Raw genomic sequence first — 26,365 nt, 5'->3', positions numbered from 1 at the left:
GCAGCTCCTCGTCATCAAGCCGCCGTGCGAGAGAGCCTTTCAGGCACTCAAAGGATTTCCGGCGCCGGGTGTCTGCAAGCGCCTTGTGCCGACCGGACAGAGTCTGGCTGTGACCGATCCCGCCAAGCGACGTGAAGAATGGCAAGACCAGGCCGTTCTCCAGCATCAGGCCAAATTCGCGGACAAAATCATGCACGGGAATCCGGACCGCGATGATCGAGGTTCTGCTCTTGATCACTGACAGCAGCTGATTGAGCACCCGATCATCGCGGCCGGCGGCGTTCGCAAGCAGAAGAGCAGTCGCAACTTCCGCTGGCTTGAGGCTAGGCGCCAGGCCATGAACAATCGAGAGGACCTGTTCCCGTCGCGCCGCCAGATCTTTCTGAGGCAACGAAGTACAGGCAGGTGCGCCTTGTTGCCGTCCCTTTGACGCGTCGCCCGGAAGCGGGTTTCCATCGACGAAGTCGGCGGGCGGTTCGACCTTGCTACCAGGACCCAGCGCGGATTTGTGCGCTTCGATACGACCTTCAGCATGGGCTTCTCCGGCCGCATTGAATTCATCCAGATCTACAGATCCAGCGAACTCGCTGAACTCATCAGCCTCGGCCTTGGACCCGGCATGTTTGCTGCTCTTCATTGACGCCTCAAGGGTCTTCCGGATGAGTTCCCGGTCACAATCCTGGTCGCCAGAGAACTGTACCGCTTGATCGGCGGTCAGCTGCCAAACTGTGCCGCTGTGGTCATGCTCTCCAAGCGGTTTGCAATCGAGAACCCCGGCGTGGACAGCCTGTTCAAGGACGGCCAGCCGGGCAGCACGGCGCTGGCGGGCGATGAGATAGCGAGAGACGCGGTTGGTGATGCTGTGCTTGCTCATCATTTCGACTCCTCAACACACGAGGAGTACTCGACAAGCGTCGGGAAATTGGCGGGCAGAAGCCGCCGATTTCCATCGAGCCAATCGCGCAGGATTAAGCCAACCGGGTGGCGGTAGGCGCACATGAGATCAAGGTTCTCTTTTACCAGCGACCGCAGCTTCACCTTCGGAGCTTTGCCAGATGTGGCCTGCCGCAAGACCTGGCGGGCCGTCCAGACAGCGACCGCATCCGCCAGTTCCGGGCTGTCGGGCGGGCGCTTGATCCCCATGATGCGGATCCGTTCTTTGTCGTGTGCTCGTTCTTTTGCCGTCAGCACGCGGTTTGTTTGACCGCGACGCCGATCGGATGTCGTCCGATCCATAGTCCCGCTCGGTCGCAGGCTCCGCGGAGGCCGTGCAGGAGCAGCATCACCAGGATCAACTGGCGAGACCGACGGCTGAGCCAAAGCTGGTGAGGGAGATTTTGCGCCTTGCTTTGGAAATTGGATGATATTTCCAGGTGCACGAGGAGTGGCGGGTGACTTTGGAGAACACATGACAAAACTTTCCTTTGAGCCGGTCGCAAAGATCGGCCTGTGAGTTGAACAACAATGGTTTTGGGTGACGCTTGCCAGCCGCAAAAGCGGGTTGCGTCGTCAGGACGGGCTATGAACCGAACAGTCCATACCGCCGGCGCACGGTCCGGCGATCCGGCGGGAATGGGACGGCCATTGCTCCGGAATGGTCAGCATAAGGCGGATTAATGCCGAGCTGATTCCGCATGGGCTCAGGATCACCCGGGACCTCACGGATGTTGGAAACCGCAACCCGGTTGAGAGCAGGGCCCGGAACCCGCGTCACAGGTATCGGGTCTTGAGCCATCCGATCGGTCGACATCAGGCGCTCTCGGGCAACTGCGGCTTCGACCATTGCCTCCGCCGTCTGCAGCGAAATGAAGTTTCTGCTCTCCCGCATCAATTCCGCTTCGCCGCGCCGGAATTCTTCCGCCATAGACTCCCGAGCCAGACGGTAGGCTTGAGCGACACTGTCAACGCCGCAGATCGCATCAAGACAGTCGAGTCCGAAGACCCCGGCATCCCGGAACCGGGGAGGCAGTTCTTGATCGGAGCAGTCGATGATCGCCCAGCTGATGGCTTCAGGTTCAATCTTCATTCGACGGTGTTTGCGGTAGAGCAGATCGGAGACCTGGGCCCGGGCGATCGTCAGATTGTCCGCGATTTGATTGAGCCGTGTCGTCTCAATCGTCGAGGCCTGACGCTTGAACTCGAGCAAGCAGGCCTTGCCAGTGCCGTGATTGATGACCAGGCTATCAGCCCGATAGGTCGACCCCCTCGGCTCTGGATCATAATCTGACTGAAGCTGAGCCAGAACAGCCGATGAATTGGATTGAACCAGGCCCAAATGGGATGGGTTGATTCCGAACCTGAGCCCATTCCTGATGACGGTCAGGCTGTCGACATGACGGGCAACAATGTCAAGGATTTGCTCCTGCGCCTTGCCGTCGTTGCGGGGCAACATCATGTAAAATGTCGCCATGGCACTTGATGAGCCGAGGACTGGATCAGTGCTTGTCTCACGCGCCTGTTGCAGCGTCTTGTCGACAGTTATTTTAGCAAGAGCCTCAAGCTCTGGCCGGATTAGCGCAAGATCGAGGGCAGGGCGGCTGGCCGCAGCGACGGCGTCATTCTGGTTGGTCGTTGTCATTGGGAAAATCCCCTATTCTGGGCAACCCGTGCACAGCTTTCCCGCTCCCTTGTTCCGCAACGCTGCCAGGATTGGCGGACATCATGGTTCAAGGTTCGGTCGGCGCCGCTCACACCCCGGAAATTGTAGCTGACAGGGCCTGCGCTTCTTCAAAGCGTCGACACGTCAGCAGCCAGCCCGAGACGGTTGCCTGATTCAATGGATGAATGTGAAAACGATTTCCGCGTTCGGGCGTCGGGGCAGGGACGAGCAGGCATGTCTCATCTGGCTTTGCAGCCAGACAGGACAAGTCACGGTCACATTACCGCTGACGACGCCTTTGCAGAAATTCGGGATGTTCCCTAGCCGGGATTTAGCGTAAGAAATCGCATAGCCGTTCTCCTAGTTGCTTAGGGGTTTCGGTCAGGCCTTCGTTGGGTGTACCACCACCCGCGAAGGCCGCTAATCTCACCAAGCTCTTGGGCTTGATGATGAATTCATACCTAGTCCGGATTGCCTGTTCCGGCAACGTCAAAAGAACACTCCCGGAACAAATGACTCGAATATGGTTAATATTTTTCTCGTGTTGATGTAATCATAAGAATGAACAGAGCGACTAAACGATTGTTACTCGCGACTTCATTGAAACGGTGCACTTCAAGAAGTTTCATGATCCGACGTCCCAGGCAGCGCCGCTGGTGACGCGCATTGCTTGGCCAGGACTGCTTTCTGACAAGCGGGCAGACCGTAGAGCCTGACGACCAGTCGAACGCTGGCCTTGGCGTTTTTCGCTTTGCCGGCATCGATCAGTTTCTTGCGCAGTGACGGCGGCACATCATGCCAATAGGGAACGCGAATTCGGCGGAGGTACTGCGCCTGAAACCGCAAGCAATCACCTCGCATCCTGGGCGAATAGGCGCTTACAAAGAGCTGTGCGACGCCTGAAATCAGCACGGCTTGCAGCGCATGCAGGTTCCACTGGTCGGAAACAATGTAATAGAGATTGTGGTGCGGGTAGAGGTGGCCATCCTCATAAACGATATGCGCTCTGCCCTTGATGTCCGGAATCAGTAGCTTGGGTCTGCCGGCGAGTACAGGATCGATGCGATCAATGGTGCGGTACCATCTGTGCGGCGATTTCCGGGCGATGTATCTGCCGGCAATCGCTGGTTCACGTTCTTCGAGATAGGCGCGCAGACGCGGGTAGGAATTCAGGTCTACCAATTTGCCGTCATCGCCGAACGGGTTGATCACGCCAAAGCCGCGCCAGGCGACGCTGCCCGCGGCGATATCGCGTGTCATGACCAGGGGCAATTTACGGTCAGGCTCAACGTCCATTACATGGAATTGTCCTATGAAAGCCTTGTCCGCTCCAGTCGTGACGCCAATCCCGACTTTGCAACCGACCTCTTCAAGCAGCGGAAATCTGTCTTCGAGCCATCGAACAAGCTCAAGCTCCCCCGGGTCGTCAAAAATCCAGGGCTGATTGCCGCCAACAATGTTGCTCACCTCCTCAATGTCGCGACTACCTTGGTCTGTAGTGATGAGAAGTTTTGCAAGACGCGAAAGGGTTTTCGATTTGATATCCGGTCGCCGGGCCACGCGGGTAGAGCCAGACGGCTGGTGGGCCATAACCGTGATTGCAGGATATGCGACGACATCTTTATGAAAGGCCTTTGTGCCGATCATGTCGACATAGAATCTGAGATGGAACCCCTCCGACACAAACCGTCGCAGGGGGCCGCCGTAGCTGGTCTTCATCCAGCGATCGGAGCAGATGAAGCCAAGCTGGCCGCCCGGGTTCAGGGCAGTCAGCGAGCGTTCAAAAAAGGGAACATAGATGTCCGCCCGGCCGGTGATTGTGCGATAGCGGCTACGGTACTGAGCCATGGTCGCATCTGCAATCAGGTCGTGCCGGATATACGGGGGATTGCCGAAGACAAAATCGAACCCGTCCCCAATCGAGCTCAGAAGAAAGTCCCCGCAGACAAGCCATTTTGCGGTGAGGCGCCTTGCGGCGGTGAGCCCGATCCTGCGGTTTGTCAGCCGATCCAAGAGCCGGCCCCGCGTCTTTGTGTAGTTACCGTTGTGCAGCTCAACAGCAACGATGGCATTCGCCAGCGTCGCATGAATATCCGGCCGGCCGTCGTCTTCCCATGCGTCCAGCAGACGCTCGATTGCCGGCAGCAGAAAGTCCCCTTCACCAAACGATGGCTCGAGCGCTCGCATTCTGTGCAATGGCTTGTCGGACGTATAGCCGGTCAGGTCGAGAATGAAATCGACAACCTCGCGGCGCGTGAAAACGGCGGCGCGCTCGTTCGGGTCGGCAGTTTCCGTTCGCTCAGTTGGGAGTGCCCGGCGATAACTGGAAATGTCAATTCTGCGTCGTCCGCGCTCAGGGGCAGGCGCCCACGGCGCGTGAAAGCTCTTTTGGAAAAGAGCCTGATCGTCCGGGAGTCCGGTATCGGCCTGATGGCTTTGCCGCCAGCTGTTGCTGACCACACCATCGTAATACGGATCAGCATGGGTTTTCCGGGTGATGCTGTTCATGAGGGCATCATCAAGTTCCGGCTCTGAGCGACCGCGTCGATTAATGACTGGAACGGATCATGGCCGAACGAAACGGGCAGGTGCTCATCGTGATCGTTACCGCAAGCGGCGGCTTCTTGGAGGTATGGAATGACCGCGGGCAATTGCGATTCCAGGTCGACAAGGATCTCGATGGCTTTATCCAATGCATAGATCGCATCAGCCGAATTCGAGGCTTCCGCGAGTTCTTCAGGCATACTTTCGAACTCTTGCTGTTCGTCGTCGCGAGCGTTTGAAATGCACTCACAAATCCCGGAAGCGAGTTCCGCGAGCGCCTCGAGGCAGGCGTAAAGATCGGTAATGTCGCTGCGTCGATTTGCATTCAAAATATTATCTCCTAAATCAAATTAACTACGTAGTTATACTCTTATGTAGTTTATGTATTATTTCATATGTTTATTTTCATTGCAATATCATTGTTTTATTATTGTTTATGAAATATGCAATTAATCTGAATATACGGAGCAAATTATTTCTGTTCATGAGATATTGCTCCAATACTCAGTACAAGAGGCACCTAAACTCAATGCTTGCTCCACATTCCACATAATGCCGGCAGTGCACGACTTTTGGGGAATTTCGGAATTGGAGGAAGACGCAGGGTGGAAGCGTCAGGATCATCAACAGCCTGAATCGATGGAGCTCCAATGATTCACAATAGTCGTTAGACGCGCAGCGATTTTTCGCTGACCCTGGGCGCATGAACACCAAGCCCTGTCAGATCTACATTGAGCGTATTGACCCGTCGAAAAACATGGCGCGCTATTATGTGGTCTCGCTATCACAGAGCCTGTTCAATGAAATCTGTGTCGCTCGGAGATGGGGAAGGATCGGGACGCGCGGACACGAAAAGCGTCACTATTTCACACAAGAGCTGGATGCCCTCGAATTGTTGCTGGATGTACTGAAGACTAAGCGAAAGCGGGGCTACGGTCCAAAACGCCGCTGAGTGACCCTGCGCGTCTGCACGGGCGAACACCCAGTGCGGTTGCTGGGACGACGTCAGGGATGGTCTCCTTCTGGCTTTGCGATATTTGCCGCTTCAGCGTTCCAATCCGGGACTCTCTCGTAGAACTTTGACGGATATTGTCCGTCTAACCGCGGCCCTGGATATTCCTCGTGATTCTCATCGCAGTCATCACCACCCTCGGTGCTTAAGGCATCGGCGTCGGCGTACTTCTGATCGGGCAGATCCAGAGCCGCGCGGGCGGTGCGAATGACTTGCATGAAGGCATCATACTCATCGACGAAGTCGCGGGTCATCAGCACTTCGCAATCAGACTCGTTGCGCTCTACTGCTAGATCACGCGTTGTGTCTAAATCTGCAATTAGCTCGGTGAGTGCCAGGCTTTTGATGAGCTGCAGACGGAAGTGATGAGCGATACACTCCTGCTCGGTTCCGTTGCACGGAACCGATGGCCGGATCGACGACCAGTCGAACCTCGGAAATAAAGTCTGTTGCACAAAACCATCTGCATCGACCATGGCAAAGCGAATAATGTTGGACGTTCGACTGTCGTGTACGGCCGCGAGCTCGAAGGCTTCTCGTTGAGAATTTGCCTCAACTATTATTTTTCTGTTACTATGGATTGTATGTATAACTTATATTTCATTATATTATCCAAGCAATGTTACAAACAAAATTTTCTATTTAATTAACATATAAAGCAACAGATCCAACATGTAAATACATATTTTATGAATATTATCACATATTTTTGTAATAGATATATTTTTTAATTCTATTTGCGTATTGAGTATTTATTGGAATAATCCGCTTATTATCGGAATTTTGTATTTTATGTTGTTCTCTTTTTTCATTTTATGTATTGACGACATGATTTTATTTATTTAATATAGAAAAGTAAATTTGAACCAAAAAGGAATAATAAGCATGAACGATGATATATTTGTTGGTAATGAAGACGGTCTCGTAAATGGAAATAATGAATCAATTGTCCATTGTGGCGGGAATATTTATTCGCCGAATATTTCAGCTTTTGCACTGCCAGAAGATGGTAAAATCAATCATTCGGCTTCTGCAGCCGCCGTAATGGAAGATGAAATAAACTGCGCTGCGGAAGGCGGTGATGTGCGCGCTCAGATCGAGCTTGCTTGCTCGAATTTGAAGGGCAACGGAAAGCCGCTGGATCATGCTGAAGCTTTCCGCTGGTACCGAGAAGCAGCAGAACTGGGCAATTGTCACGCTCAATTCAGCGTCGGCTTCATGTATCTGGAAGGTCTGGGCGTTCCTCGTGACTACAAACAAGCATTTTTTTGGTTTTCGATGGCTGCGGAACAGGGGGACGCAAGCGCACAAGCTAACTTGGCCTGGCTTTATGAGCACGGCATCGGCGTGCCCCAAAACGATGCGGAAGCGATCAGATGGTATCGCCTGGCTGCGATAAATGAAGACCCATACGCACAACTCTCACTTGGGCTCATGTATCTACGAGGCTGCGGCTTCCCGCAGAACCCCAGTGCCGCTTACGTCTGGATCAGCATTGCCGCTTGGAATGGTGTTGCGGAAGCAGAAGACGAACAGGAAAAACTGGAGCAAGCCATGACGCCCGACCAAATCTCATTAGCCTGGCAGCGCGCAAAGGCTTGCATCTCGTCTGGCTACAAAGACTGCGCCGACATATAGGAGCCGAAAAATTATGCAAAACAAATAGAATAAGAGATTGGAATGCCAAAGCGGCGATGTCGGGGTAACTGCCACTGAAGGATTTCGGATATCTGGCGGTCATGAGCCACATTCCGATCAACTAAAGGCGCCATCGTCTCCCATCACCTGCTATCGCCTTACGGTCTGGCCGTATTTCCGGTTTCCACTGAGACTGCGTCTGCTAGAAGAGATGTTGTTGGGGCGCGGCGTCATTGTTTGGTTTCAGACGATCCGCTGTTGGGTAAAGATGTTCGGGCCAGAACATGCTCTCTGTTTGCATCACAAACCGCCCAACGCAACGAAATGTTATGGGGACAATTTTATTCCTTCTTAAACCAAACGGTCTTGCTTTTGCTGTGTCAGCAAATCAGTTAGATCTGTGATTTGTGGCTATTCATGCGGGCTGAACACGGTTTTGCCGTCCTTTTGTTTGATCCAAGAGACGCGCCACCTGATCGAACAGTAAGGACCAGACAATGACAGACGTAGATAAATCAGACGGCTCTGATCTTCTCATCGAGCTTACCGCGGAAATTGTAGCTGCCTACGTGAGAAACAATTCTGTTGCAGCCAACGACCTGCCAGGTGTTATCTCGCAAGTCCACGCAGCGTTAGGTGGCACTGTTGCACCAGCCGAGGAAGTCTTGGAGAAGCCGAAACCCGCGGTTAGCGTACGCCGGTCGATCCAGGGCGATCATCTGGTTTGCCTGGAGGACGGCCAGAAATACAAGTCACTGAAGCGCCACCTGATGACGCATCATGGGCTTACCCCCGAGCAATACCGCGAAAGGTGGGAATTGCCTGCGGACTACCCGATGGTCGCACCTGCTTACGCAGAGGCGCGCTCGCGTCTTGCGAAGGAAATGGGTCTCGGCCAGAAGCGCAAGCGGGGCAAATAGGACTTGCCGGCACCCTTCCGGCCGTCGTTGACAAAACCACATTTTGCTTGTGCGAGGATCGGACCCTTCGGGTCGTCACAATCGCTGCAACACAACAGCTGCAAGCCTCTCCCCTTCGTTGGCATAAGATGGACTCGCGCTTGACGATTTCTAACTTGCCATATATGACGTATTTAATATCTAAAGCCGTAATATGAGGCGATAATGGCAAGCCTGAAAGCAATGCGATCTCTGACCGATCTGGGGCAGAACATCCGCCAGGCGCGGCTTGCGCGGCGCTTTTCGATGGCGGAACTCGCGATGCGCGCCGATGTTTCGGAGCGCACGCTGATGCGTTTGGAAAAAGGCGATCCCGGCGTTGGCATCGGTAATCTTGCCGCAGTACTTGCCGCTCTTGGCAGCCCGACCGTTTTAGCCGACCTCATGTCCCCAGAGAACGATACCGTGGGTCTCTCGCGAGCGCTGCAGGCCGTGCCAAAGCGTGGGCGCACGTTCAGATCAGAGACGCCCGTCAAACCTCGGGAGGAGCCAGATGAGCAACAAGATGCCTCAGATACCAGGAAGAGCGCACGCAAAGGCGTTGCTTTCTGATGACGACGACAGACCATGCCCGGTCCCTACGCGGGCGCTCAGCCCCGGGGCCTCAAGAAGCTGAAGTTCACCTGGGTCGCAGCCTGTTGCATGTGGGCAAATTGCGCTTTTCTTTTGAGCGCGGCAGGCAGTATTCCGAGTTCAGCTATGACCGGGAATGGGTCGACGCCGCCCGCAGCTTCGCCATCGCTCCGGATTTGCCGCTGGGTAGTGCACCCTTCTTCGCGTCCTCCGGTCGCGGTGGCGATCAGCGTGACAGCCTGCCTGGCGTATTACAGGATGCTGCACCCGACGCCTGGGGACGCATGTTGATGGAGCGTCTCTATGGCTCTGGTCTCAGCGAATTTGATATGCTGACCCTGACCGACGACACCACCCGACAGGGCGCACTGCGGTTCTGTCACGGTGAGGGAAGGATCATCACGGGAGAAGGCACTGCTCCGGTTCCGCAACTGATCGATCTCGAAGAGTTGCAAGCTATTGCCGCCAGCATCGAACGCGGCGGCGAAGTTTCGAATGAGGCTCTGCGCCAGATGGCCGGAGCCGGAGGTTCGATCGGGGGGGCAAGGCCAAAGGCCAATGTACTGGACAAGGGCGAGCTCTGGATTGCGAAGTTCTCCTCCGCAGGCGATGCCAGTCCGGTCGAACGGATCGAAGTCGCTACATTGAAGCTCGCTCGTGAAGTTGGCCTGAACGCCCCCGATGCCCGGCTGGTTCTGGACCGAACCACGAGCCCGATTGCCCTCATCCGTCGTTTTGACCGGGAGGGAGCAGCGCGCATCCCGTACATCTCGGCACGGACAGCGATCGAACGCCACGGTGCCGAGCAGGGCGCTTATACGGACATGGCACAATTCATCCAGCAACACAGCGACAATCCGCGTACAGATCTGCATGAACTCTGGTCGCGGATCGTGTTCACAATTTTGGTCTCGAACACAGACGATCATCTCAAGAACCATGGATTTGTCTATGCCGGCGATGACCGCTGGAGCCTTTCGCAACTTTTTGATGTCAACCCGCAGCCCGAGCGCCACCGCCTTCTCAAGACAGCTATCATCGAAGGTGAGCCGTTTTCCGCTTCGCTGGAGCTCGCGCTTGAGGCCGCCGTGTTCTTCAACCTCGCCGCAGACGAGGCAAAAGAGATGGCGCGCATCATGGCGCGGCAGATCAACGGTACTTGGAGGGACATCATGCGAAACCATGGTGTGACCGGCGCAGACCTTCGCAATCTGGAACCCGCATTCCAACATCAGGAAATGGAACGGGCACTTAGTCTGTAGTTCGAAGCTCGATGGACACAAGTGGCAGGCTAAACAATCAAATATGCCTTATATGGCGCATTGCTTCGCATCAAGCATTACGCTTATTGGACGGCCTGTGCCGATCCGCAGCTACAGACGACGCCCCAGGTGAAAGAATATCGGTTTCACCAGATTGAAGCTTTGGGCACCAGTCTCTGAACTGGTGCAATTAGTCGGGGCGGCGACCGTTTCTTGATCGCTCAAATGCAGCGAGTAGTGCGAATGCAAATTTTGCGTTGTATTTCAATAGCTTGTGCAAAATTGCATAAGCTTTATTATGGAATTTTTAGATAGATCCTGACCCTGTTTCGTTAACTTTTCGGCACCAGAGAAAGAAGCACGGTACAGTCAGAACCCTACAAGCACCATGTCCAGTGCGGCCATGATCTCATTGTCCTACCCCCTCAGACGGCCCTGTTGCAAACTCTACGCTAACCGGCGACCGATAATCATCTCTTGAGATTTTGGGAGATGACAATGTTCAAAGGCCGCAATCTCGACCAATCAATCATCTTGCTCTGCGTACGTTGGTATCTGGCCTACGGCCTGGCTGCCATCGGTCCGGCACCAATCTGTTTTTTCAACGCCCGCTTGTCATCAGTAACCGGAACAAGAATTCGTAATTCCGCGTATGGAGGAATTGAGTGGATCGGATCAACTGTTTGTCCAGCAATAGTCATGCGTGTCATTGAACACTGGTATGATCGTGGCTCCCTTTAAGCAAGTCACGGAGGCCGCTTGACCTTCCCCCTACCGTAACCATTAGGGTGTCAGGCGTTGAGGCGTAGGCTTCCTGGAGAGAGAGACCGAACAACATGACGCGCCTTCCCGAATTTTCTGTAATCGTGTTTTCCTTCCTGCTCCACTTTGTCTGGGAGTTCTGGCAGGCGCCCACCTATGCGGGCATGATCGAGATGAACCATTGGGATGGCATCAAGCTCTGTTCTTCGGCGACATTCGGGGATGTCGGATTCGCCTTGACTGCATTCTGGATTACCAGTGCTGCCGCACGATCCCGCTTTTGGTTTGAAGCACCCAAAGCTTGGCAAACGCTCTTGTTCATCGGGGTCGGCATCGTTCTGACTGTTGGTTTTGAATATTATTACACAAACATATCGGAACGCTGGACCTACTCCGATCTCATGCCATTGGTGCCGCCGTTCGGAACGGGACTGAGCCCGCTGCTGCAGTGGATTTTCATACCGCTTGGCGTGGTCTGGCTTACACAACGACAGGCTGCGGGGGCCAAAGCTATGGAGGACCGGAAATGATGAACGAGACAATGGGAGGCGGGTTTATGGGGCTTGGCGGTGTCTGGATGCTGCTGATTGCCATTCTGGTAATCCTGGCCATTGCCGCTCTGGCCAAATACCTCATGAAGTGAGGTTGCAATCCGCTCCGTCGATGTCTTGACAGGACGGACGTGCGGTCGAGATTTTCCATTCCCTTCTGCCATTAGCCTGCGGGCCGCGGCAAGCCATAGACGGCAAATCATACCGGACGATGCGGGCTATAAGCAATTACCAGACTCTACGTTGTAGCAAGCCGCCGCGCGTGGTTAGCTCACTGTGAATTGCCCCATCATGCCGGCATCTTCATGCTCAAGAATATGGCAATGATACATGAACGGTGTTTCCTCGGACGCTGGCTGCGTGAACTGGACAAGCAGCTCGGTTTGGCTGTCGACAACGACCGTGTCCTTCCATCCCAGGCTCTCCGGCCGCGGTTCTCTTCCGTTCTCACTGATCACCTGAAAGGAGACACCGTGAACATGAAATGGATGTGCGAGCATGCTGGTGCTGATCACCCATTTCTCGGTGTCGCCGAGGCGCACGCGGTCGTTGATGACACTCATGTCGAATGGCTGCCCGTTGATGGCCATCCCGCCCATCATGCCGCGACCCATTCCGCCTGATCCCATCATTCCACCTCCCATGCCCATATCGAGAGAGAAGTTGCGCAGCTTTGACACCCTGGCGGCTGTGAGGTCAGGTTGATCTCCACCGAGCACATCGGGGATGCGGGTGACTTTGGCGGCAAGCCGCTCGTCGACCAGGAACGGAAGCACTTCGAACCGCCTGCCTCCGGTTATTTCATCGAGCATGCCGCGGGCCCTTCCCATCATGCCGCCCATACCCGCATTGGGGTCACCCTCACTCATCAGCGACATGCCATGACCATCCGAGAAGTCGACCAGAATCTCGGCACGTTCTCCCGGTCCGAGGCGGAGCGTCTCAAGCTGTACCGGGGCTGGCAGATATCCACCGTCCGTTGCGATCAAGTGAATGGGTCTGTCGTCGCTGGAAAACAGTGAATAGATCCGGGCATTCGAACCGTTGATCAAGCGTAGCCGCACGACTGACTTCGGCACAGCGGCAACTGAACCTACCTGACCATTGACCAAGATCGTATCGCCGGTCATGCCATGCATTATGTCCATCATTGAGTTGGCGTAGACAAGCTGGCCGTCCCTGGAGAAGCGACGATCCTGAAGCAGCAGCGTCAGGTCATCGACACCGTAGGTGTCCGGCAAACCTCTTTCGCCGTCTAACCCGTCTGCAATGTGCAGTACGCCAGCCAGACCGGCGTATACATCGCGCGCGGTTCGACCATGGATGTGGGTATGAAAAAAGGCGGTACAGGTTTGCTGTCCAATTTCCATGTCCGGCGCCCATACCTCTCCCGGTTTGACGGGCAGGTGTGGCCCTCCGTCGTGTTTGCCTGGCACCACCAGGCCATGCCAGTGCGCGCTGACCGGCCATGACAGTCCGTTTTCCACACTCGGCCGCAGCGCGCCGTTGCTTATCCGAACCACGGGTCCAAGATAGGCTTGATTGAAGCCAATCGTTTCTGCTGGATGGCCCGGAAAGAAGGATGTTGTGCCTGACTGGGCGGTGACCAGGAATTTTCCTGTGTCGACCGTGTCGATCAGCGGCGGAAACTGCAACACTGGACGGTTTGCCGCATCGGTTGCTTGAGACGTGAAGCGGTTATCTGCCCAAGCGTAGAGGGCGCTGCTGGCTGCAAGTACCGCGCCACCGGCGAGCAGGTTCCGCCGTTTAATCATTGATATACTCCTTTCGGGAGACCCGCTCTGGTTCTGAGGTCATCAGATTGCTCCCCCATCAGACCACCTCAAACCAGGTGTTCATGCCGGCTGCCGCATGCTCAAGCATGTGGCAATGGAACAGCCATTTGCCAGGATTGTCAGCCACGAAAGCAATCTCGGTTGTCTGATCCTGCCCGATTAGAAAGGTATCCCGCCATGGCTTTGCCTCATCGACAACAGAGCCGGATCTGTTGAGGATCTGGAAATGATGACCGTGGACATGCATGGCATGAACCCAGGCGGTCCGGTTTACGGTTTCAATGACAATGGTTTCGCCCTGCCGAGCCGCGAAGAACGGTTCCTCGGCCAGATTGGCCACGCCGTTGAAAGCCCAGGCCTGTCTTGCGGTGCGGAAATCATCGCCCTGAAGCTTCCTACCCTTGTAGATGATGTCAATCATGCCCCCCATTGCACCGCCTGTCATTTCCAGGCGGATGCGCCGGGCCTTGGCAAGGTCCGGTTCGGGCAAAACATTGGGGTGCAGCTTGATCGCGGATCCCGGCGCTTCCGTGGTCTCCGCATCGCTGACCGAAAAACCCGCAATAGGGTACGGCGTGTCCCCCGAAACCTCCTCAATGATGAAATCGCTTTCGGCCACGACCATCAGATCCACGCGCTGGGCAGGCCCCAGCATGAGTGGCGCGTAGTCAAGCCTGGCCGGTTCGGCGAATGATTGGCCATCAAAGCCCAGGAGCGTTGCGCCGAAACGGTTTGGATCTATTTCAAAGACACGCGCATTGGCCGCATTGATGAGCCGGAGGCGATAGGTCTGGCCCCGGACAAGACCGGTCACCGGACGGCTTTGACCATTGACCGTCAGCCAGTTGCCGAGCCGTCCGCCGTGGGCCCATTCCATCATCGATCCAAGGCTTGCGACATCAAGCACGCCTTCGCCTGCCAGCCGCCAGTCATCAAGAACAAGGGTAAGATCGTTGGAGCGCTCGAAAACGGGCTCATTCTCATCAACGATGAGAGGCCCGTAAAGGCCGCGCGCAACCTGGTTCCAGCTCTTGTTGTGGGCGTGGTACCAGAAGGTCCCTGCATCGGGCGCGACAAAGTCATAGACGAATGAGCCGCCCGGCTCGACCGGTTTCTGGGTCAGCCCGGAAACGCCATCCATCGCGTTGTCGATACGAACGCCATGCCAATGAACCGATGTCGGCTCTTCCAGCTTGTTGGTGAAGCGCACCTGGACGCGCTCACCCTTTTTCACCCTGATTTCCGGCCCCGGTGCAGATCCGTTGTAGGTCCAAAGATCCGACATGGGCGCATCGGGCAGGTAAAGCCGCTGCTTCGAAGGCGCGGCAATGAGATCAAAGAACCCATCCTGTGATTTTGCCAGCGCCAAGCTCGGCAATTGGGAGGCGACGAGACCAGAAGAGAAACCGGCAAGCAAGCGGCGACGGGAAAGTTTCATCGGAGGCCTTTCAGCCCGGCAATCCGGGTGCGGTCTTGGCGATAAACAACAGGTGCAAGTGGCGGGAAGCTTCGATTTCCCGCCACTTGCCTTTCGGCGGTTACTTCAGCTCTGTGACAGTCAGTTTGCCTTTCACCCGGTCGGCGATGAACTCGATGTCGTCACCAGGATTCATCTTCTCCAGCATGGCCGGGTCAGCGGCGCGAAACACCATGGTCATGGCAGGCATATCGAGATTGGTCAGTTCCTCATGAATGATGGTGACCTTGCCGGCCTTCATGTCGACTTTCTTGACCTTGCCTTTGGTGTACTCGGTGGCAAGAGCTGCAGCGCTGCCGGTAACGGCAATCATGGCAGCAATCATGAGTGTTGTAAGTTTTCGCATTTGTCTTACCTTTTTTCTGTGTCGGAAACGGTTCGTTGGATCAGTGGCCGGCGACGGTGATGTCGCCCTTCATGCCGGATTCGTAATGACCGGGGATCAGGCATGCGAACTCAAACGGACCTGCATTCGAGAAAGTCCAGATCACTTCGCCGTCCATGCCAGAGTCGAGACGTACGGAATTGGGATCGTCATGTTCCATCTCGGGCATCTTCGACATCGCAGCTTTGTGCGTCATCACATTTTCATGATTGTCGAGCACGAACTCGTGCTCCAATTCGCCCTTGTTGATCAAGGTGAAGCGGATTGTCTCGCCCTTCTCAACCTTGATTTCATTAGGTTCGAACAGCATCTCTCCGTCATCAGTTTCCTTCATGATCACTTCGATTGTGCGGCCGACCTGCGCTGCTTTCCCGGGTTTGCCGACAGCCATCATACCGTCGTCATGCCCGCCTGAATGGGTTCCTGCGGCGGCTGCCAGCGCCGTCATTGCCAGGAAAGCTGTGGATGCGATTGACAGAATTTTCATATGTATTGTTCCTTTCGTGAACACTTCGGGTCGAAGAGGTTAGCCATTGCTGCCGGATTTCACCGGCGCTGGGGTGATGGTTGTTGCTGCGTCTGTTGCCTTGGCAAATTCCGGCAACTCGCCGGTCCACTCATAGGCCTGGGTTCCGGGCGGATTTTCGTACCAGCCGGGATCGCTGTAATCGCCAGCCGAGATGCCCTCTCGGACCTTGACGACGGAGAACATGCCGCCCATTTCAAGCGGGCCGTAGGGGCCCCAGCCGGCCATCATTGGAATGGTATTGGCCGGAAGCTCCATCGCCATTTCCGCCATGTCAGCCATGCCGTTGGTACCCATCGGCATGTATTCGGGCTGCACCATCCGGATCTTCCTGGTGACCTTGGACTTGTCGACACCTATGAAGGTCGGCACGTCATGGCCCATGGCATTCATGGTGTGGTGGGATTTGTGACAGTGGATGGCCCAGTCACCCAGGTGCTCGGCGTTAAACTCGTAGGCCCGCATTGCCCCGACCGGGATATCGATTGACACTTCCGGCCATCGGGCTTCAGGCCGCACCCAGCCACCATCGGTGCAGGTCACCTCGAAATCATAGCCGTGCATGTGGATCGGGTGGTTGGTCATGGTCAGGTTGCCTACCCGTACGCGCACGCGATCGTTCCTCGATACAACCAGCGGATCGATGTCGGGGAAGATGCGGCTGTTCCATGTCCACAGGTTGAAGTCCGCCATGGTCATGATCTTCGGCACATAGGAGCCGGGATCGATATCGAAGGCGTTGAGCATGATCAGGAAATCGCGATCAACCGGCATGAACGCCGGATCCTTCGGATGAACGATGAAGAATCCCATCATCCCCATCGCCATCTGCACCATCTCGTCGCCGTGCGGATGGTACATGAAGGTGCCCGACTTCACGAGATCAAACTCGTAGATGTAGGTCTTGCCGGATGGAATCGCAGGGTGAGACAAACCAGCGACGCCATCCATGCCGGATGGCAGGATCAGCCCGTGCCAGTGCACCGTTGTGTGCTCGGGAAGCTTGTTGGTGACGTAGATCCGGACCCGGTCACCTTCCACGGCTTCGATGGTCGGGCCGGTGGATTGGCCGTTGTAGCCCCACAGATAGGCGATCATGCCGTCTGCCAGTTCACGCTCCACCGGTTCGGCGACAAGGTGGAACTCCTTGACCCCGTTGTTCATCCGGAACGGCAGGGTCCAGCCGTTGAGCGTGACAACCGGATTGTAGTCTGGGCCTGTCGAAGGCATCAGCGGGGCCTGGGTCAGCGGGCTCTCCATCAGAGCCGCGTCCGGCAGTCCCATATTGGTTGTTTTCGACCACGCGGTCGAGGAGACAAGGGCCGCTCCGGCAGCACTGGCACCCAGAAGTTGACGTCTGTTCATCATGGTCTTTTCCTTTCAGGAAAGTTAGTGGCCGCCGCCGCCAGCATCGCCAACGGTTGGTGCCGCAGCCGAGCCGCTTGCACCGGTTCCGCCGCCATAGATCGCCGCTGACAGATTGACATCTGCCAGCCAGAACTCGCGTTTGGCGTTGATCGCCAACATCAGGGTTCCGATCTTGGCGCGGGTATCGGCGAGGAGTTCGAATGTGTTGGTGATCATGCCGTTGTAGGTCAGCAGGGATTCTGCCTCGATGGTGGTGCGCAAGGGCACGACGGCATTGAGGTAGTGCCGTGCGATCTCGTGGGTCGAATTGTAGGCGGTATGCGCAGACCGCGCCTCGGAGCGAATGTTGACCGCCTTTTCCGCGAGTTGATTGGCCGCCTGCATGTAGGCGAGCTCGGCCTTGCGCAGCCGGGCCTTGCCGCTGTCGAAGATTGGGATAACGAATTCCAGTTCGAGCTGCGGCGTGATCCCCGTTTCGCGGCTCTTGCTTTCCTCCAGCTCGCCACCGGCAATCTCGTATTCGGTCTCGATCTCGCGTTCGATTTCAAAGCCCGAGATGATCTCCAGATCCGTGACAAAGCGTGTGGCTTCAGTCAGGCCGTAACTTTTGGCAACAGCCTCAAGCTCGATTTTTGCGACGCGCAGATCGACTCGGTTCTCAAGCGCCTCCCGCTCAATCTCGTTTTTCTTTATGACTCCACGCGGTAGCCGCGGCAATTTGTCGGGAACATAGTAATCAACCTCGCTTCCCCACAGGCCCATAATCCGTGTGAGCTCCTCCTTGGCCAGCCGCGACGCCAACCGGGCTTCGGCCATTTGCCCGGTAAGTTCAGCGTAAAACGCGTGTTCTCGCGCCTGACCGCCCTTTGCAAGCGCTCCGCTTTCACCGAGTTTCTGAGCAAGTTCAGAAGCCGCGTCGGCTGCGACCTTGGCTTGATTGAGATAGGCAACTGTTTCAAATGCTGAAACTGCATTGACCCAGGCCCGGCGCGCGTCATTGGCAACCTTCAAGGTTGCGTCGACCGCCCGCATCTGGGATTGCCTGAACCGCGTGTCGGCGATATCAACGCGAGCCTTCCGGGTTGCGAGCGACAGGATGTTGGCCGCGATCATTCCTTCGATGGCGCGATAGGCCCCAAGTTCTGGCGCTCCAATTCCTAAGAGGCCGATCGAAACCCTTGGGTTTTCAGGCAGGCTTTGCTGCCAGGCTTCTGCTGCGTTCATGCCGATATCGGCATAGGCTGCCTGCAGACCCTTGTTGTTCAGAAGTGCTACCTGAACAGCGGTGTCAGCATTGATGGTTTTCTTGTGCACCAGGTCATGTACGCGCTTGGAAACCGCCTTTGCCTGATCCTTGTTTTGAAGCCAGACCGCTTCCTTGCCTTTGGTGCTGATGGAGACGGATGCTGCAACGACGCCAAAACCGGCTTCTTTGGCCGAGTATCCGGCAAGCTCCTGATCGCTGACGCAACCAGCTAGAAACAATCCTGCGGATGACACGACAATGAAGGATATAGTAGTGCGGGAGATGCTCATGAGCCTACCCCCGCGCCAGGGGCTTGGCTGTCGTTTTGTTGACGCCAAGACTTTGGTTCCACGGGAATTCGATGGGTGTAACCGTCCAGAACCGTGTGATGATGGATATTACGAATACCTGCACTGGTATCTGCGGGCGAACTCACCGACATGACGTCGGCGGGGCCACTCGCCGACGCACAGCCAGCAAGAGTTAACGGCATGGCAGCCGCCAAGAGAAAACGAAACATGATTGTCCTACTGCGATAAGAAGTGGATTTGACCGATGATACTCGGCCCCGACGCCACAAAAGGGCTCAGATCACACTTCAGGCTCGCGGCGGCCGCTCCGGCAACGACATGACCACGACCACGAACTCAGGAGTCAATCCGATCTCGAAACTCTCAGGAATGAATCGATCCTCCGCCACGGCGTCGAAATGACAGAGGGCAACGAAACAGCTTGCAGGACAGCAACGGTCGATGACAGTGCCTTGAGCCGTGGGGATCGATTGTTGCGCGAATTCCGCTGGTTTTTCCCGGGATTGGTGATGGGTATCCGTTGGTTGGTCACCAGACAGATGGCCCATCATCGCATGATGTCCACTGCCGCTGGCTGTCTGAGCCTCATCCATAGCGGACGCATGCAGAGAACCCGGGAGGATGGATGTAAAAACAAACATCAAGACCAGAAGCATGCGCACGACACGGCATCTATGGAGATTCGGTATCTTCATCAAAAGGAGGTTTGCCACAACGTTGAGGCCAAAACAAGAGCAGAATCATTCACAAGGGCTTGATTCAGATAATGGTAGCCCCCTCTAACGAGAAACCGACGATAGGCCCGTGCAATGAATTATTGCGCTGATCTTTATTCATTATGTGTCGGGCATGGCCCACACATTTGGGGGGTAAGAAAAGATCTGTATTGCAGCTCCACCCATCCCCTCGGAGGCACATTGGGCACCATAGACTTTGAACTAGGGTCCCGACTCTGAAGCCAAGAACATTTCACTGGCTCAGTTCTTTAAGAACCATCGCGTGTATTTCGCCAAACAGCATCTGTAAAAATTGGAAATTACCCTACGATTCGCTACCCATGTTCCGTTGTGCTAATATTGTCTTTTCGTGTAATCCACGGGAGGTTGCAATGCGTATGTTTTTCTTTCCAGCAATCGTGTTTTCTTATCTCACGCTCCCTGCCAATGCGACCGAGCATCAAATATTCCACACTGCGCGTATTGACGGGCACAGAACGATCAGTCTGAATCTTCTAAGCAATGATGTTGCCCGAGATCGAGATTTTGATATTGATGTAGTGATTACCATTTTGGAGAAAAACGTAAACGGGAAAATTATGTATATCGACTGGTCAAGACATCTTGCAAGCATAAAGTGCGGTGCGCCTGCAATCGTTAAAGTTGGTGGAACCAATTATAATATCGATTACAGAGATTCTGCAGGGGTCGACTGGAAGCGCGATCTTTGGGCAGCCATTTGCAAGACACCTATGTCATGAAATATTCAGAATTGCGTAAGCCTGCAGTTTTGTGAAACCAATTTTTGTGATGCCTGGTCGGTGAGCCTGTTCTTCTCGAGTGATTTCACTGAAATCAAGCCGATCTAACAGTCCGTCATTCCTGCTCGGGTTGATCATTGAACCCATGTAAAATGAAATTACCCACTATGTGCGCTGCTAGCGGAGGCAATCATGACCGCAAAATGTTACAGTGTATGGGGCAATTTCGCGCGAGTTTCATGAATGCTCGTCGATTTGGCGATGGAGCGGGCGACCGTATGGTTGATGCCGCCCTTGGCTTGGAGCCGCGAAGCTCGGTGAACCGTCATATCCAGCTTAATTGTAGCTGACGAGGTCATTGCTGTCACCAACGACGTAATGTTGGAAGTATGGATGGCTGGAGCCTCATAGGCATCAAGCGCTGATGACTGGACAAAAGGCGCCGGTTGCTGCAGCGAGGGTCAGGCCGAGGGCGATGATGATCTTGTTCATGGTCGTGTTCCTTTGGTTCATGTGGGCGCAACGGTGAAGGTCGGATGGGGTTCCATCGCCTTGTCGTCTGCCCGTGAGATTTGAAGATTGGAGCGGATGAGGCCGGCCGGGAGGAACCCGGCCTCATCCTGTCGTCATGGTCTTAGCGGTTGAACTGTTCCAGCGAACGTTCGAAACGCTCTGCCTTCACGGTGTCGCCGACCGAGGCGGTTGCGGTGTAGTCGACGCCGGAGAGGCTAGCCTTGGCGGCGTGGGCTTCGGCAGCCGGGCCGTGGGTCGGGGCGTTCAGCTCGACATAGTCGTTGGGGGACTGGGCGAAGGCGCCGGTTGCGGCTGCGAGGGTCAGGCCGAGGGCGATGATGATCTTGTTCATGGTCGTGTTCCTTTGGTTCATGTGGGCGCAACGGTGAAGGTCGGATGGGGTTCCATCGCCTTGTCGTCTGCCCGGGGGATTTGAATGTTGGGGGGCGGATGAGACCGTTTGGGAGGAACCCGGCCTCATCCTGTCGTCACGGTCTTAGCGGTTGAACAGTTCCAGCGAACGTTCGAAACGCTCTGCCTTCACGGTGTCGCCGACCGAGGCGGTTGCGGTGTAGTCGACGCCGGCCTGGACGGACTTGGCGGCGTGGGCTTCGGCAGCCGGGCCGTGGGTCGGGGCGTTCAGCTCGACATAGTCGTTGGGGGACTGGGCGAAGGCGCCGGTTGCTGCAGCGAGGGTCAGGCCGAGGGCGATGATGATCTTGTTCATGGTCGTTTTCCTTTGGTTCATGTGGGCGCAACGGTGAAGGTCGGATAGGGTTCCATCGCCTCGTCGTCTGCCCGTGGGATTTGAAGATTGGAGCGGATGAGGCCGGCCGGGAGGAACCCGGCCTCATCCTGTCGTCACGGTCTTAGCGGTTGAACAGTTCCAGCGAACGTTCGAAACGCTCTGCCTTCACGGTGTCGCCGACCGAGGCGGTTGCGGTGTAGTCGACGCCGGAGAGGCCAGCCTTGGCGGCGTGGGCTTCGGCGGCCGGGCCGTGGGTCGGGGCGTTCAGCTCGACATAGTCGTTGGGGGACTGGGCGAAGGCGCCGGTTGCTGCAGCGAGGGTCAGGCCGAGGGCGATGATGATCTTGTTCATGGTCGTGATCCTTTATGTATCAGATGTGTCGGTTCTATGTCTTGTAAGAAGCGTGCGGTCCGCCAATCTGTTTACCGGTCCGCGCCGTTTCCAAAATCTGAAATTGGCTTTGCGCCCTATTTCAGTTCGACGACCGTCAGTTTGCCTTTCATTCGGTCAGCGACGAACTCAACTGCCGAACCTTCTTTCATCTTTTCCAGCATTGCGTCATCCTTGACACGGAACACCATGGTCATTGCCGGCATGCCAAGATTCTTGAGTTCTTCATGGATCAGCGTGACCTTCTTGGCCTTTGCATCCACCTTCTTGACTGTGCCCTTAGTGAACTCCATGGCGAACGCGCCTGACGCAAGGCCGAGAGTTAAGAAGGCTGCGGCTGTGATTTTGAAAATGCTTGTCATCGGTATTTCTCCTTGGGAGGGCTTATTTAGTGGCTACAATGACGCTGCCGTGCATTCCTGAGGCGTAGTGGCCAGGGACAAGGCAGGCGACTTTAAATGTGCCATCATTGGTGAACTTCCAGACGACTTCCCCGGATTTGCCAGGTGCCAGTCGAATTGCATTGGGATCGTCGTGTTCCATCTCCGGGAACTTCTCCATCATCGCCTTGTGCTCCATGACCTTGTCCTCTTGATCGAGGACGAATTCGTGATCCAGTTCACCTGCATTCTTGATGGCGAAGACAACGGTCTGACCCTTGCGGACCTTGAAGTCGCTCGGGGTGAAAATCATTTGGCCATCGTCGGTCTCTTTCATGGTGACCCGGATTGTCTGGGTGGCTTTAGCCTTTTTGCCAGGCTCACCGACGGCCATTGCATCGGAATGACCGTCTGAGTGTGTCCCCGAAGCAAGCGCTGGAGAAGCCAGGGCTGCAAACAGGAGTGCGAAAGTTACAGTTTTCATTTTTCCAGTCCTATGGTTGTTGAAAGACACATCGTCCGGGCAGTGACCTGCATCATCACATCGGGAGTCGTGGAACTATCCACGGCTTTGCCCGAATCAACGATCCCAGGACGCAATGCGGCTGTGAATCCGCTCGAAAAGAGCGGCGCTGCTGCCATCAGATATGGTATTTTTATGGTGTAATTGGAGTAGGAGCTATGAGCGGCGCGACGAGCAAGTTATACTCAAATGCGCACAATCAAACCCGCAGAACGGGTGGCCCAATTCAGATACTGGGAGGGCGGTGAAGGCCGTGAAGTTCTCGGTAAACGCCGCTTTCGTCTATGAACTCGCGGACGACCGATACGACGGGACCACCGGAGTCATCCTGAAACGTGACAAGTACGAAACCTGCACAGAAGTCATCGTTGCACTCCTGTACGGCAAGCGTCGAATCTTCACTGTCTGTGGTGAAGTAGCGCGCGCTTTCGTCCGACATGGTCGAGGCATCGACCTGATCCATCGCCTGGGATAAGCTCGTTTGATGATTGTCCAATGGACCGATGTGCATAGCCGCGGCAGGATTTGACAAAGAGTATCCGGCTAGCGACACGATGATCGCCAACCTGATGAGAACCAGCAGTTTTCTGCATATGATTCGATACATCACACTCATGTCCAACATATAGCTCTAAACCGACCCGGCATCAAGCCATTGAATTTACTTTATTTTGTTAACGTTTTGTTAGCATTTGGGAGCTTCCCAGGCCATCAAAACGAGTTCTATGAAACGGACATGATTACAGAAAACTGTCCTTTCTGTGGCACCCTCAAAAGCCAAGAGACAAAAACGCCGAAGTGAGCACTGTTTTGAGCCTGACCTTGGATCGCTATTTTTTGGACATGAAATTGGAGCCGTGTTTAACCTTAAACACCTGTCCCCGAAGAGGCACTTCATGAGCTTGAAGTTGTGTACGGTATTGATATCCATGATCACTCTTGCAATTTTCGCCGCTCGGGCCACGGATCATGTTCAAGAGACTGAAAACACAGTCGTCGCGCGGCAATTGGACATGAAATCGATGGCCGAGGCAGCGAAGCTGATCGACGGTATGTTCAAAGGCAGCCGTTCATACGATTCCGGGTTGTTCAAAGCAGCCGCAGAAACGATATATGAGATGTCTGGCAGTGCCTTGGTAGCCCACTTCGGAGGCAATCCCGTCATTGCCGGTTCAGGGGCCAGCTCGACCATCATGACCGAGCACGCAGAGTTCGCCGCATTGGCGAATGACCTTGGTGTGTATGCGAATTCCCTCGCTTCTGCTGCTGAGAGCCATCCTGATGCGTTGACCCCGGACATGCGGATGAGAGCGGGAGACGTTATAGGCCTCGGACCATTCGGCAAGAAAGTTGACCCCACCACAGAAATTTCGTCAATGCCCGCCGAACACGCCTTTCATATGATGCTTCAAACCTGCACTTCCTGCCACGCAAGATTTCGCGTGAAAACGAACTGACACCTTCTAGACGAGGTGAGAGGTGCCAATTTTGGACAGCACCTGTGAGCCTATTTCCAGCATCGGTTGTTTGATACAGGGTGCGTGTTTGATGCGGTCATCGCGAGCACTGATGCTTGTTCAAAGCGGATCAATCGAGAATTACGGCAACACGTTGAAGCGACTTCTGGAGGCCATAATCCACTGTATCGTGGCTGCATGGTGAACCCGAATTTGATTGCCATAAGCGCACGGAATCGGCCCTGCTGGCAGGGCTCACCGCTGCACTGGGTGGGCTAAACAGGCTGACCCTCACCATCCGTTTCGAATCTCTCAGCACCCTAAATGCGTTTCGCCGGACCTACTCAGGACTGATGCGCGCCCATCCCGGTCGATCGAAAAGGAAGCGCCCGAAACCGGTCAAGCCGATAGCGGAATAGAGTATGATCGGAGTCGTCAGGGCTACAACGAAGACCGCAAGGCTGAGTGGCCCAGTTTGCGTGATCAGCCCGGTATTCATAGCTATCTCGCGAAAAACCGACATGGGAATGGTGAAAGCAAGATAGATGACAAGCGAATGCGCGCCGATCCATCGCAACCAGCCAGTATACGGCCGATCCATCAAGACCACACTGAAGGCACAAAGCGCCACCGCGCCCGCAACACCAAGCAGGAAATGCAGCGGTGGAAATGCAGCAAATCCCATGCGAGTTTCGCCCGGCAGCAGTTCGAAACTTGGCAGAAACACCAAAAGTCCGTTGACGACGAACCAGGCAACCAGCGCCGCAATTCCTTTCCCAGGGTTTTCGGCTACCCAGCCCGCCACCCGGAAAATCTGCGGAGCGAGCGCATAACCGATGTAGAAAAACACGAAGTAGGCGGTGAATTGCGTCACAATGTAACTTGAAACGTTGATCGAAGCGATCTGCAAACCCATCGCAATAGCAATCACAAGCCAGTGCGGAATCCGGAATTGCCACAGCAGCTTTGTGGCTATGGCAAACAAGCCGAGCATGTAGACAAACCACAGCACGCCATAGGGCTGGACAATGGCGCGGGCAAGATCCGCCACCATGGCAATCGGATCGCGAGCGAAAATGCCTACCTTCAAAGCGATCATGATGAAGGCCCACACAACATAGAAATACATGTAATGTACAAAACGGCGATCAGCGTATCGCTGCCAGGGACGTGCAATCACGGTCGAAAGAAACAGGCCGGAAATGAGGAAGAATTCCGGCATGCGAAAGGGTGTCGCGAACGCAATCAGGTAATGAAGGAACCCAACACTGCCGGTATGCCTACCGGTGTTGTAAACCGCATACATCATCACGACCAAGATGATCGACACGCCCTTCGCAATATCCACCCAAGCCATACGCTTCGAATGGTTCATTTCGGCTCCAAAGCGTAGCGCGCATTCATCTCGTCATGGCGATTGCGGATTTCGTCCGGCCAAGTGCTCTTGAGATAAGAAAGCACGGCGATGATTTCTGCATCGGTGAGCACATCTTCATAGATTGGCATTGCTGAATTGTAATTCTTCAAATTTGCGGCGGCTACAATTCCGTACTTTGTAATCTCGAAGAGTATTTCATCTGGATGATGCCAAGTGTGGCCGGTCTCGTCATGGGGCGGCGCCGGCATCAGGCCATCAGGCCCCGGCGAACGCCAATCCTCGACTTCTCCCTCCAGGTTCACACCATGGCAGGTCGCGCAATTTTCGGCATAAAGGGTTTTCCCCACCGCCAAAACGCGCCGGTCATCTGGTTTAAGAAGCCCTGTTCCTGCATCATCCTGTTGTGCCATCACAACAATTGCGGCGACGCCAAGCCCCGCGATTGAGGCAAAAGCCGTGACATACAACGTTTTTTTTCGCATGGCCGTC

General features: G+C 55.1%; 29 protein-coding genes and 2 pseudogenes. 10 read left to right on the top strand and 21 right to left on the bottom strand.

What is annotated here, in order from left to right:
• The 5 genes from SPHINGO391_RS02855 to SPHINGO391_RS02835 all read right to left on the bottom strand — a co-directional run.
• A partial coding sequence (locus tag SPHINGO391_RS02855) for a hypothetical protein (protein ID WP_152007404.1) occupies positions 1–874 on the bottom strand: 874 nt, incomplete at its 3' end.
• Positions 874–1,236: a hypothetical protein gene (locus tag SPHINGO391_RS02850; protein WP_152007403.1), complete on the bottom strand. Its 363-nt coding sequence runs from the start codon at positions 1,234–1,236 to the stop codon at positions 874–876. The genes SPHINGO391_RS02855 and SPHINGO391_RS02850, both read right to left, overlap by 1 nt.
• A gap of 283 nt (positions 1,237–1,519) precedes the next feature.
• Positions 1,520–2,578 (bottom strand): hypothetical protein, encoded by a 1,059-nt coding sequence (locus SPHINGO391_RS02845; RefSeq protein ID WP_152007402.1) that lies wholly within the window; start codon positions 2,576–2,578, stop codon positions 1,520–1,522.
• Between the two features lie 636 nt (positions 2,579–3,214).
• Positions 3,215–5,107: an Eco57I restriction-modification methylase domain-containing protein gene (locus SPHINGO391_RS02840; protein WP_210385750.1), complete on the bottom strand. Its 1,893-nt coding sequence runs from the start codon at positions 5,105–5,107 to the stop codon at positions 3,215–3,217.
• Complete coding sequence (locus SPHINGO391_RS02835; protein ID WP_152007401.1) at positions 5,104–5,472, bottom strand: hypothetical protein; 369 nt, start codon at positions 5,470–5,472, stop codon at positions 5,104–5,106. Before SPHINGO391_RS02835 ends, SPHINGO391_RS02840 begins: the two co-directional genes overlap by 4 nt.
• Positions 5,473–5,846: 374 nt before the next feature.
• Between SPHINGO391_RS02835 and SPHINGO391_RS02830 the strand changes: the two genes are divergently transcribed.
• Positions 5,847–6,095, top strand: a complete 249-nt coding sequence (locus tag SPHINGO391_RS02830; protein WP_152007400.1) for a WGR domain-containing protein — start codon at positions 5,847–5,849, stop codon at positions 6,093–6,095.
• A 53-nt stretch (positions 6,096–6,148) separates the two neighbouring features.
• Here SPHINGO391_RS02830 and SPHINGO391_RS02825 read toward each other — a convergent pair whose 3' ends face one another.
• Positions 6,149–6,631, bottom strand: a complete 483-nt coding sequence (locus SPHINGO391_RS02825; RefSeq protein ID WP_152007399.1) for a hypothetical protein — start codon at positions 6,629–6,631, stop codon at positions 6,149–6,151.
• A 409-nt stretch (positions 6,632–7,040) separates the two neighbouring features.
• Between SPHINGO391_RS02825 and SPHINGO391_RS02820 the strand changes: the two genes are divergently transcribed.
• From SPHINGO391_RS02820 to SPHINGO391_RS02795, 7 genes and pseudogenes are all read left to right on the top strand, one after another.
• Positions 7,041–7,793: a tetratricopeptide repeat protein gene (locus SPHINGO391_RS02820; RefSeq protein ID WP_152007398.1), complete on the top strand. Its 753-nt coding sequence runs from the start codon at positions 7,041–7,043 to the stop codon at positions 7,791–7,793.
• A gap of 163 nt (positions 7,794–7,956) precedes the next feature.
• A pseudogene (locus tag SPHINGO391_RS25180) lies at positions 7,957–8,055 on the top strand (IS6 family transposase); the annotation flags it as partial.
• A gap of 235 nt (positions 8,056–8,290) precedes the next feature.
• Positions 8,291–8,713: a MucR family transcriptional regulator gene (locus SPHINGO391_RS02815; RefSeq protein WP_152007397.1), complete on the top strand. Its 423-nt coding sequence runs from the start codon at positions 8,291–8,293 to the stop codon at positions 8,711–8,713.
• A 204-nt stretch (positions 8,714–8,917) separates the two neighbouring features.
• Positions 8,918–9,304: a helix-turn-helix domain-containing protein gene (locus SPHINGO391_RS02810; RefSeq protein ID WP_152007396.1), complete on the top strand. Its 387-nt coding sequence runs from the start codon at positions 8,918–8,920 to the stop codon at positions 9,302–9,304.
• The gene (locus SPHINGO391_RS02805; protein WP_152007395.1) at positions 9,304–10,587 is read left to right on the top strand and encodes a type II toxin-antitoxin system HipA family toxin; all 1,284 of its coding nucleotides are present in this window, start codon (positions 9,304–9,306) and stop codon (positions 10,585–10,587) included. The genes SPHINGO391_RS02810 and SPHINGO391_RS02805 overlap by 1 nt, the downstream gene beginning before the upstream one ends.
• A gap of 498 nt (positions 10,588–11,085) precedes the next feature.
• Positions 11,086–11,160, top strand: a pseudogene (locus SPHINGO391_RS02800) (IS6 family transposase); the annotation flags it as partial.
• 263 nt (positions 11,161–11,423) lie between these two features.
• Positions 11,424–11,879, top strand: a complete 456-nt coding sequence (locus SPHINGO391_RS02795) for a hypothetical protein (RefSeq protein ID WP_152007394.1) — start codon at positions 11,424–11,426, stop codon at positions 11,877–11,879.
• Between the two features lie 287 nt (positions 11,880–12,166).
• Here the strand turns inward: SPHINGO391_RS02795 and SPHINGO391_RS02790 are convergent, their stop codons facing one another.
• From SPHINGO391_RS02790 to SPHINGO391_RS02760, 7 genes are all read right to left on the bottom strand, one after another.
• Positions 12,167–13,675 (bottom strand): multicopper oxidase domain-containing protein, encoded by a 1,509-nt coding sequence (locus tag SPHINGO391_RS02790; RefSeq protein WP_152007393.1) that lies wholly within the window; start codon positions 13,673–13,675, stop codon positions 12,167–12,169.
• A gap of 58 nt (positions 13,676–13,733) precedes the next feature.
• Positions 13,734–15,134: a multicopper oxidase family protein gene (locus tag SPHINGO391_RS02785; protein ID WP_152007392.1), complete on the bottom strand. Its 1,401-nt coding sequence runs from the start codon at positions 15,132–15,134 to the stop codon at positions 13,734–13,736.
• Positions 15,135–15,234: 100 nt separating this feature from the next.
• A complete protein-coding gene (locus tag SPHINGO391_RS02780) occupies positions 15,235–15,519 on the bottom strand; it encodes a copper-binding protein (RefSeq protein WP_152007391.1) in 285 nt (94 codons plus the stop codon).
• 40 nt (positions 15,520–15,559) lie between these two features.
• Positions 15,560–16,006 carry a cupredoxin family protein gene (locus SPHINGO391_RS02775; protein WP_244615097.1) on the bottom strand — a complete coding sequence of 149 codons (447 nt, stop codon included), beginning with the start codon at positions 16,004–16,006 and terminating at the stop codon, positions 15,560–15,562.
• A 78-nt stretch (positions 16,007–16,084) separates the two neighbouring features.
• Positions 16,085–17,452: a copper oxidase gene (locus SPHINGO391_RS02770; protein WP_152007389.1), complete on the bottom strand. Its 1,368-nt coding sequence runs from the start codon at positions 17,450–17,452 to the stop codon at positions 16,085–16,087.
• A 21-nt stretch (positions 17,453–17,473) separates the two neighbouring features.
• Complete coding sequence (locus SPHINGO391_RS02765; protein ID WP_152007388.1) at positions 17,474–18,988, bottom strand: TolC family protein; 1,515 nt, start codon at positions 18,986–18,988, stop codon at positions 17,474–17,476.
• Between the two features lie 308 nt (positions 18,989–19,296).
• Complete coding sequence (locus tag SPHINGO391_RS02760) at positions 19,297–19,671, bottom strand: hypothetical protein (protein WP_152007387.1); 375 nt, start codon at positions 19,669–19,671, stop codon at positions 19,297–19,299.
• Positions 19,672–20,117: 446 nt separating this feature from the next.
• Between SPHINGO391_RS02760 and SPHINGO391_RS02755 the strand changes: the two genes are divergently transcribed.
• Positions 20,118–20,486, top strand: coding sequence for a hypothetical protein (locus SPHINGO391_RS02755; protein WP_152007386.1), 369 nt, complete (start codon positions 20,118–20,120; stop codon positions 20,484–20,486).
• 634 nt (positions 20,487–21,120) lie between these two features.
• Here SPHINGO391_RS02755 and SPHINGO391_RS02750 read toward each other — a convergent pair.
• The 6 genes from SPHINGO391_RS02750 to SPHINGO391_RS02725 form a co-directional block, all read right to left on the bottom strand.
• Positions 21,121–21,351, bottom strand: a complete 231-nt coding sequence (locus SPHINGO391_RS02750) for a hypothetical protein (protein ID WP_152007385.1) — start codon at positions 21,349–21,351, stop codon at positions 21,121–21,123.
• A 144-nt stretch (positions 21,352–21,495) separates the two neighbouring features.
• Positions 21,496–21,726, bottom strand: a complete 231-nt coding sequence (locus SPHINGO391_RS02745; protein ID WP_152007384.1) for a hypothetical protein — start codon at positions 21,724–21,726, stop codon at positions 21,496–21,498.
• 142 nt (positions 21,727–21,868) lie between these two features.
• Positions 21,869–22,099 carry a hypothetical protein gene (locus tag SPHINGO391_RS02740; protein ID WP_152007383.1) on the bottom strand — a complete coding sequence of 77 codons (231 nt, stop codon included), beginning with the start codon at positions 22,097–22,099 and terminating at the stop codon, positions 21,869–21,871.
• A 116-nt stretch (positions 22,100–22,215) separates the two neighbouring features.
• Positions 22,216–22,500 (bottom strand): copper-binding protein, encoded by a 285-nt coding sequence (locus SPHINGO391_RS02735; protein WP_152007382.1) that lies wholly within the window; start codon positions 22,498–22,500, stop codon positions 22,216–22,218.
• 22 nt (positions 22,501–22,522) lie between these two features.
• Positions 22,523–23,002, bottom strand: coding sequence for a plastocyanin/azurin family copper-binding protein (locus SPHINGO391_RS02730; protein ID WP_152007381.1), 480 nt, complete (start codon positions 23,000–23,002; stop codon positions 22,523–22,525).
• A gap of 265 nt (positions 23,003–23,267) precedes the next feature.
• Positions 23,268–23,648 carry a hypothetical protein gene (locus SPHINGO391_RS02725; RefSeq protein ID WP_152007380.1) on the bottom strand — a complete coding sequence of 127 codons (381 nt, stop codon included), beginning with the start codon at positions 23,646–23,648 and terminating at the stop codon, positions 23,268–23,270.
• A 289-nt stretch (positions 23,649–23,937) separates the two neighbouring features.
• Between SPHINGO391_RS02725 and SPHINGO391_RS02720 the strand changes: the two genes are divergently transcribed.
• Positions 23,938–24,498, top strand: coding sequence for a cytochrome c (locus tag SPHINGO391_RS02720; protein WP_152007379.1), 561 nt, complete (start codon positions 23,938–23,940; stop codon positions 24,496–24,498).
• A 340-nt stretch (positions 24,499–24,838) separates the two neighbouring features.
• On the opposite strand, the gene SPHINGO391_RS02715 is transcribed toward SPHINGO391_RS02720, so the two are convergent.
• Positions 24,839–25,873: an acyltransferase family protein gene (locus SPHINGO391_RS02715; RefSeq protein ID WP_152007378.1), complete on the bottom strand. Its 1,035-nt coding sequence runs from the start codon at positions 25,871–25,873 to the stop codon at positions 24,839–24,841.
• Positions 25,870–26,358 carry a cytochrome c gene (locus tag SPHINGO391_RS02710; RefSeq protein ID WP_152007377.1) on the bottom strand — a complete coding sequence of 163 codons (489 nt, stop codon included), beginning with the start codon at positions 26,356–26,358 and terminating at the stop codon, positions 25,870–25,872. Before SPHINGO391_RS02710 ends, SPHINGO391_RS02715 begins: the two co-directional genes overlap by 4 nt.
• Between the last annotated feature and the right edge of the window lie 7 nt (positions 26,359–26,365).

The organism is Hoeflea sp. EC-HK425, from assembly GCF_902498795.1.
Lineage (GTDB): Bacteria > Pseudomonadota > Alphaproteobacteria > Rhizobiales > Rhizobiaceae > Hoeflea > Hoeflea alexandrii.
Note: the sequence above shows the minus strand (reverse complement) of the source record. Positions and strands in the feature narration are given on the sequence as shown.

Bases quoted from the DNA above. Each gene is read 5' to 3' on its own strand.
- SPHINGO391_RS02850 (WP_152007403.1), bottom strand. From the start codon at position 1,236: ATGGATCGGACGACATCCGATCGGCGTCGCGGTCAAACAAACCGCGTG.
- SPHINGO391_RS02845 (WP_152007402.1), bottom strand. From the start codon at position 2,578: ATGACAACGACCAACCAGAATGACGCCGTCGCTGCGGCCAGCCGCCCT.
- SPHINGO391_RS02840 (WP_210385750.1), bottom strand. From the start codon at position 5,107: ATGAACAGCATCACCCGGAAAACCCATGCTGATCCGTATTACGATGGT.
- SPHINGO391_RS02830 (WP_152007400.1), top strand. From the start codon at position 5,847: ATGAACACCAAGCCCTGTCAGATCTACATTGAGCGTATTGACCCGTCG.
- SPHINGO391_RS02825 (WP_152007399.1), bottom strand. From the start codon at position 6,631: ATGGTCGATGCAGATGGTTTTGTGCAACAGACTTTATTTCCGAGGTTC.
- SPHINGO391_RS02820 (WP_152007398.1), top strand. From the start codon at position 7,041: ATGAACGATGATATATTTGTTGGTAATGAAGACGGTCTCGTAAATGGA.
- SPHINGO391_RS02815 (WP_152007397.1), top strand. From the start codon at position 8,291: ATGACAGACGTAGATAAATCAGACGGCTCTGATCTTCTCATCGAGCTT.
- SPHINGO391_RS02810 (WP_152007396.1), top strand. From the start codon at position 8,918: ATGGCAAGCCTGAAAGCAATGCGATCTCTGACCGATCTGGGGCAGAAC.
- SPHINGO391_RS02805 (WP_152007395.1), top strand. From the start codon at position 9,304: ATGACGACGACAGACCATGCCCGGTCCCTACGCGGGCGCTCAGCCCCG.
- SPHINGO391_RS02795 (WP_152007394.1), top strand. From the start codon at position 11,424: ATGACGCGCCTTCCCGAATTTTCTGTAATCGTGTTTTCCTTCCTGCTC.
- SPHINGO391_RS02790 (WP_152007393.1), bottom strand. From the start codon at position 13,675: ATGATTAAACGGCGGAACCTGCTCGCCGGTGGCGCGGTACTTGCAGCC.
- SPHINGO391_RS02785 (WP_152007392.1), bottom strand. From the start codon at position 15,134: ATGAAACTTTCCCGTCGCCGCTTGCTTGCCGGTTTCTCTTCTGGTCTC.
- SPHINGO391_RS02780 (WP_152007391.1), bottom strand. From the start codon at position 15,519: ATGCGAAAACTTACAACACTCATGATTGCTGCCATGATTGCCGTTACC.
- SPHINGO391_RS02775 (WP_244615097.1), bottom strand. From the start codon at position 16,006: ATGACGGCGCTGGCAGCCGCCGCAGGAACCCATTCAGGCGGGCATGAC.
- SPHINGO391_RS02770 (WP_152007389.1), bottom strand. From the start codon at position 17,452: ATGATGAACAGACGTCAACTTCTGGGTGCCAGTGCTGCCGGAGCGGCC.
- SPHINGO391_RS02765 (WP_152007388.1), bottom strand. From the start codon at position 18,988: ATGAGCATCTCCCGCACTACTATATCCTTCATTGTCGTGTCATCCGCA.
- SPHINGO391_RS02755 (WP_152007386.1), top strand. From the start codon at position 20,118: ATGCGTATGTTTTTCTTTCCAGCAATCGTGTTTTCTTATCTCACGCTC.
- SPHINGO391_RS02750 (WP_152007385.1), bottom strand. From the start codon at position 21,351: ATGAACAAGATCATCATCGCCCTCGGCCTGACCCTCGCAGCCGCAACC.
- SPHINGO391_RS02745 (WP_152007384.1), bottom strand. From the start codon at position 21,726: ATGAACAAGATCATCATCGCCCTCGGCCTGACCCTCGCTGCAGCAACC.
- SPHINGO391_RS02740 (WP_152007383.1), bottom strand. From the start codon at position 22,099: ATGAACAAGATCATCATCGCCCTCGGCCTGACCCTCGCTGCAGCAACC.
- SPHINGO391_RS02735 (WP_152007382.1), bottom strand. From the start codon at position 22,500: ATGACAAGCATTTTCAAAATCACAGCCGCAGCCTTCTTAACTCTCGGC.
- SPHINGO391_RS02730 (WP_152007381.1), bottom strand. From the start codon at position 23,002: ATGAAAACTGTAACTTTCGCACTCCTGTTTGCAGCCCTGGCTTCTCCA.
- SPHINGO391_RS02725 (WP_152007380.1), bottom strand. From the start codon at position 23,648: ATGTATCGAATCATATGCAGAAAACTGCTGGTTCTCATCAGGTTGGCG.
- SPHINGO391_RS02720 (WP_152007379.1), top strand. From the start codon at position 23,938: ATGAGCTTGAAGTTGTGTACGGTATTGATATCCATGATCACTCTTGCA.
- SPHINGO391_RS02715 (WP_152007378.1), bottom strand. From the start codon at position 25,873: ATGAACCATTCGAAGCGTATGGCTTGGGTGGATATTGCGAAGGGCGTG.
- SPHINGO391_RS02710 (WP_152007377.1), bottom strand. From the start codon at position 26,358: ATGCGAAAAAAAACGTTGTATGTCACGGCTTTTGCCTCAATCGCGGGG.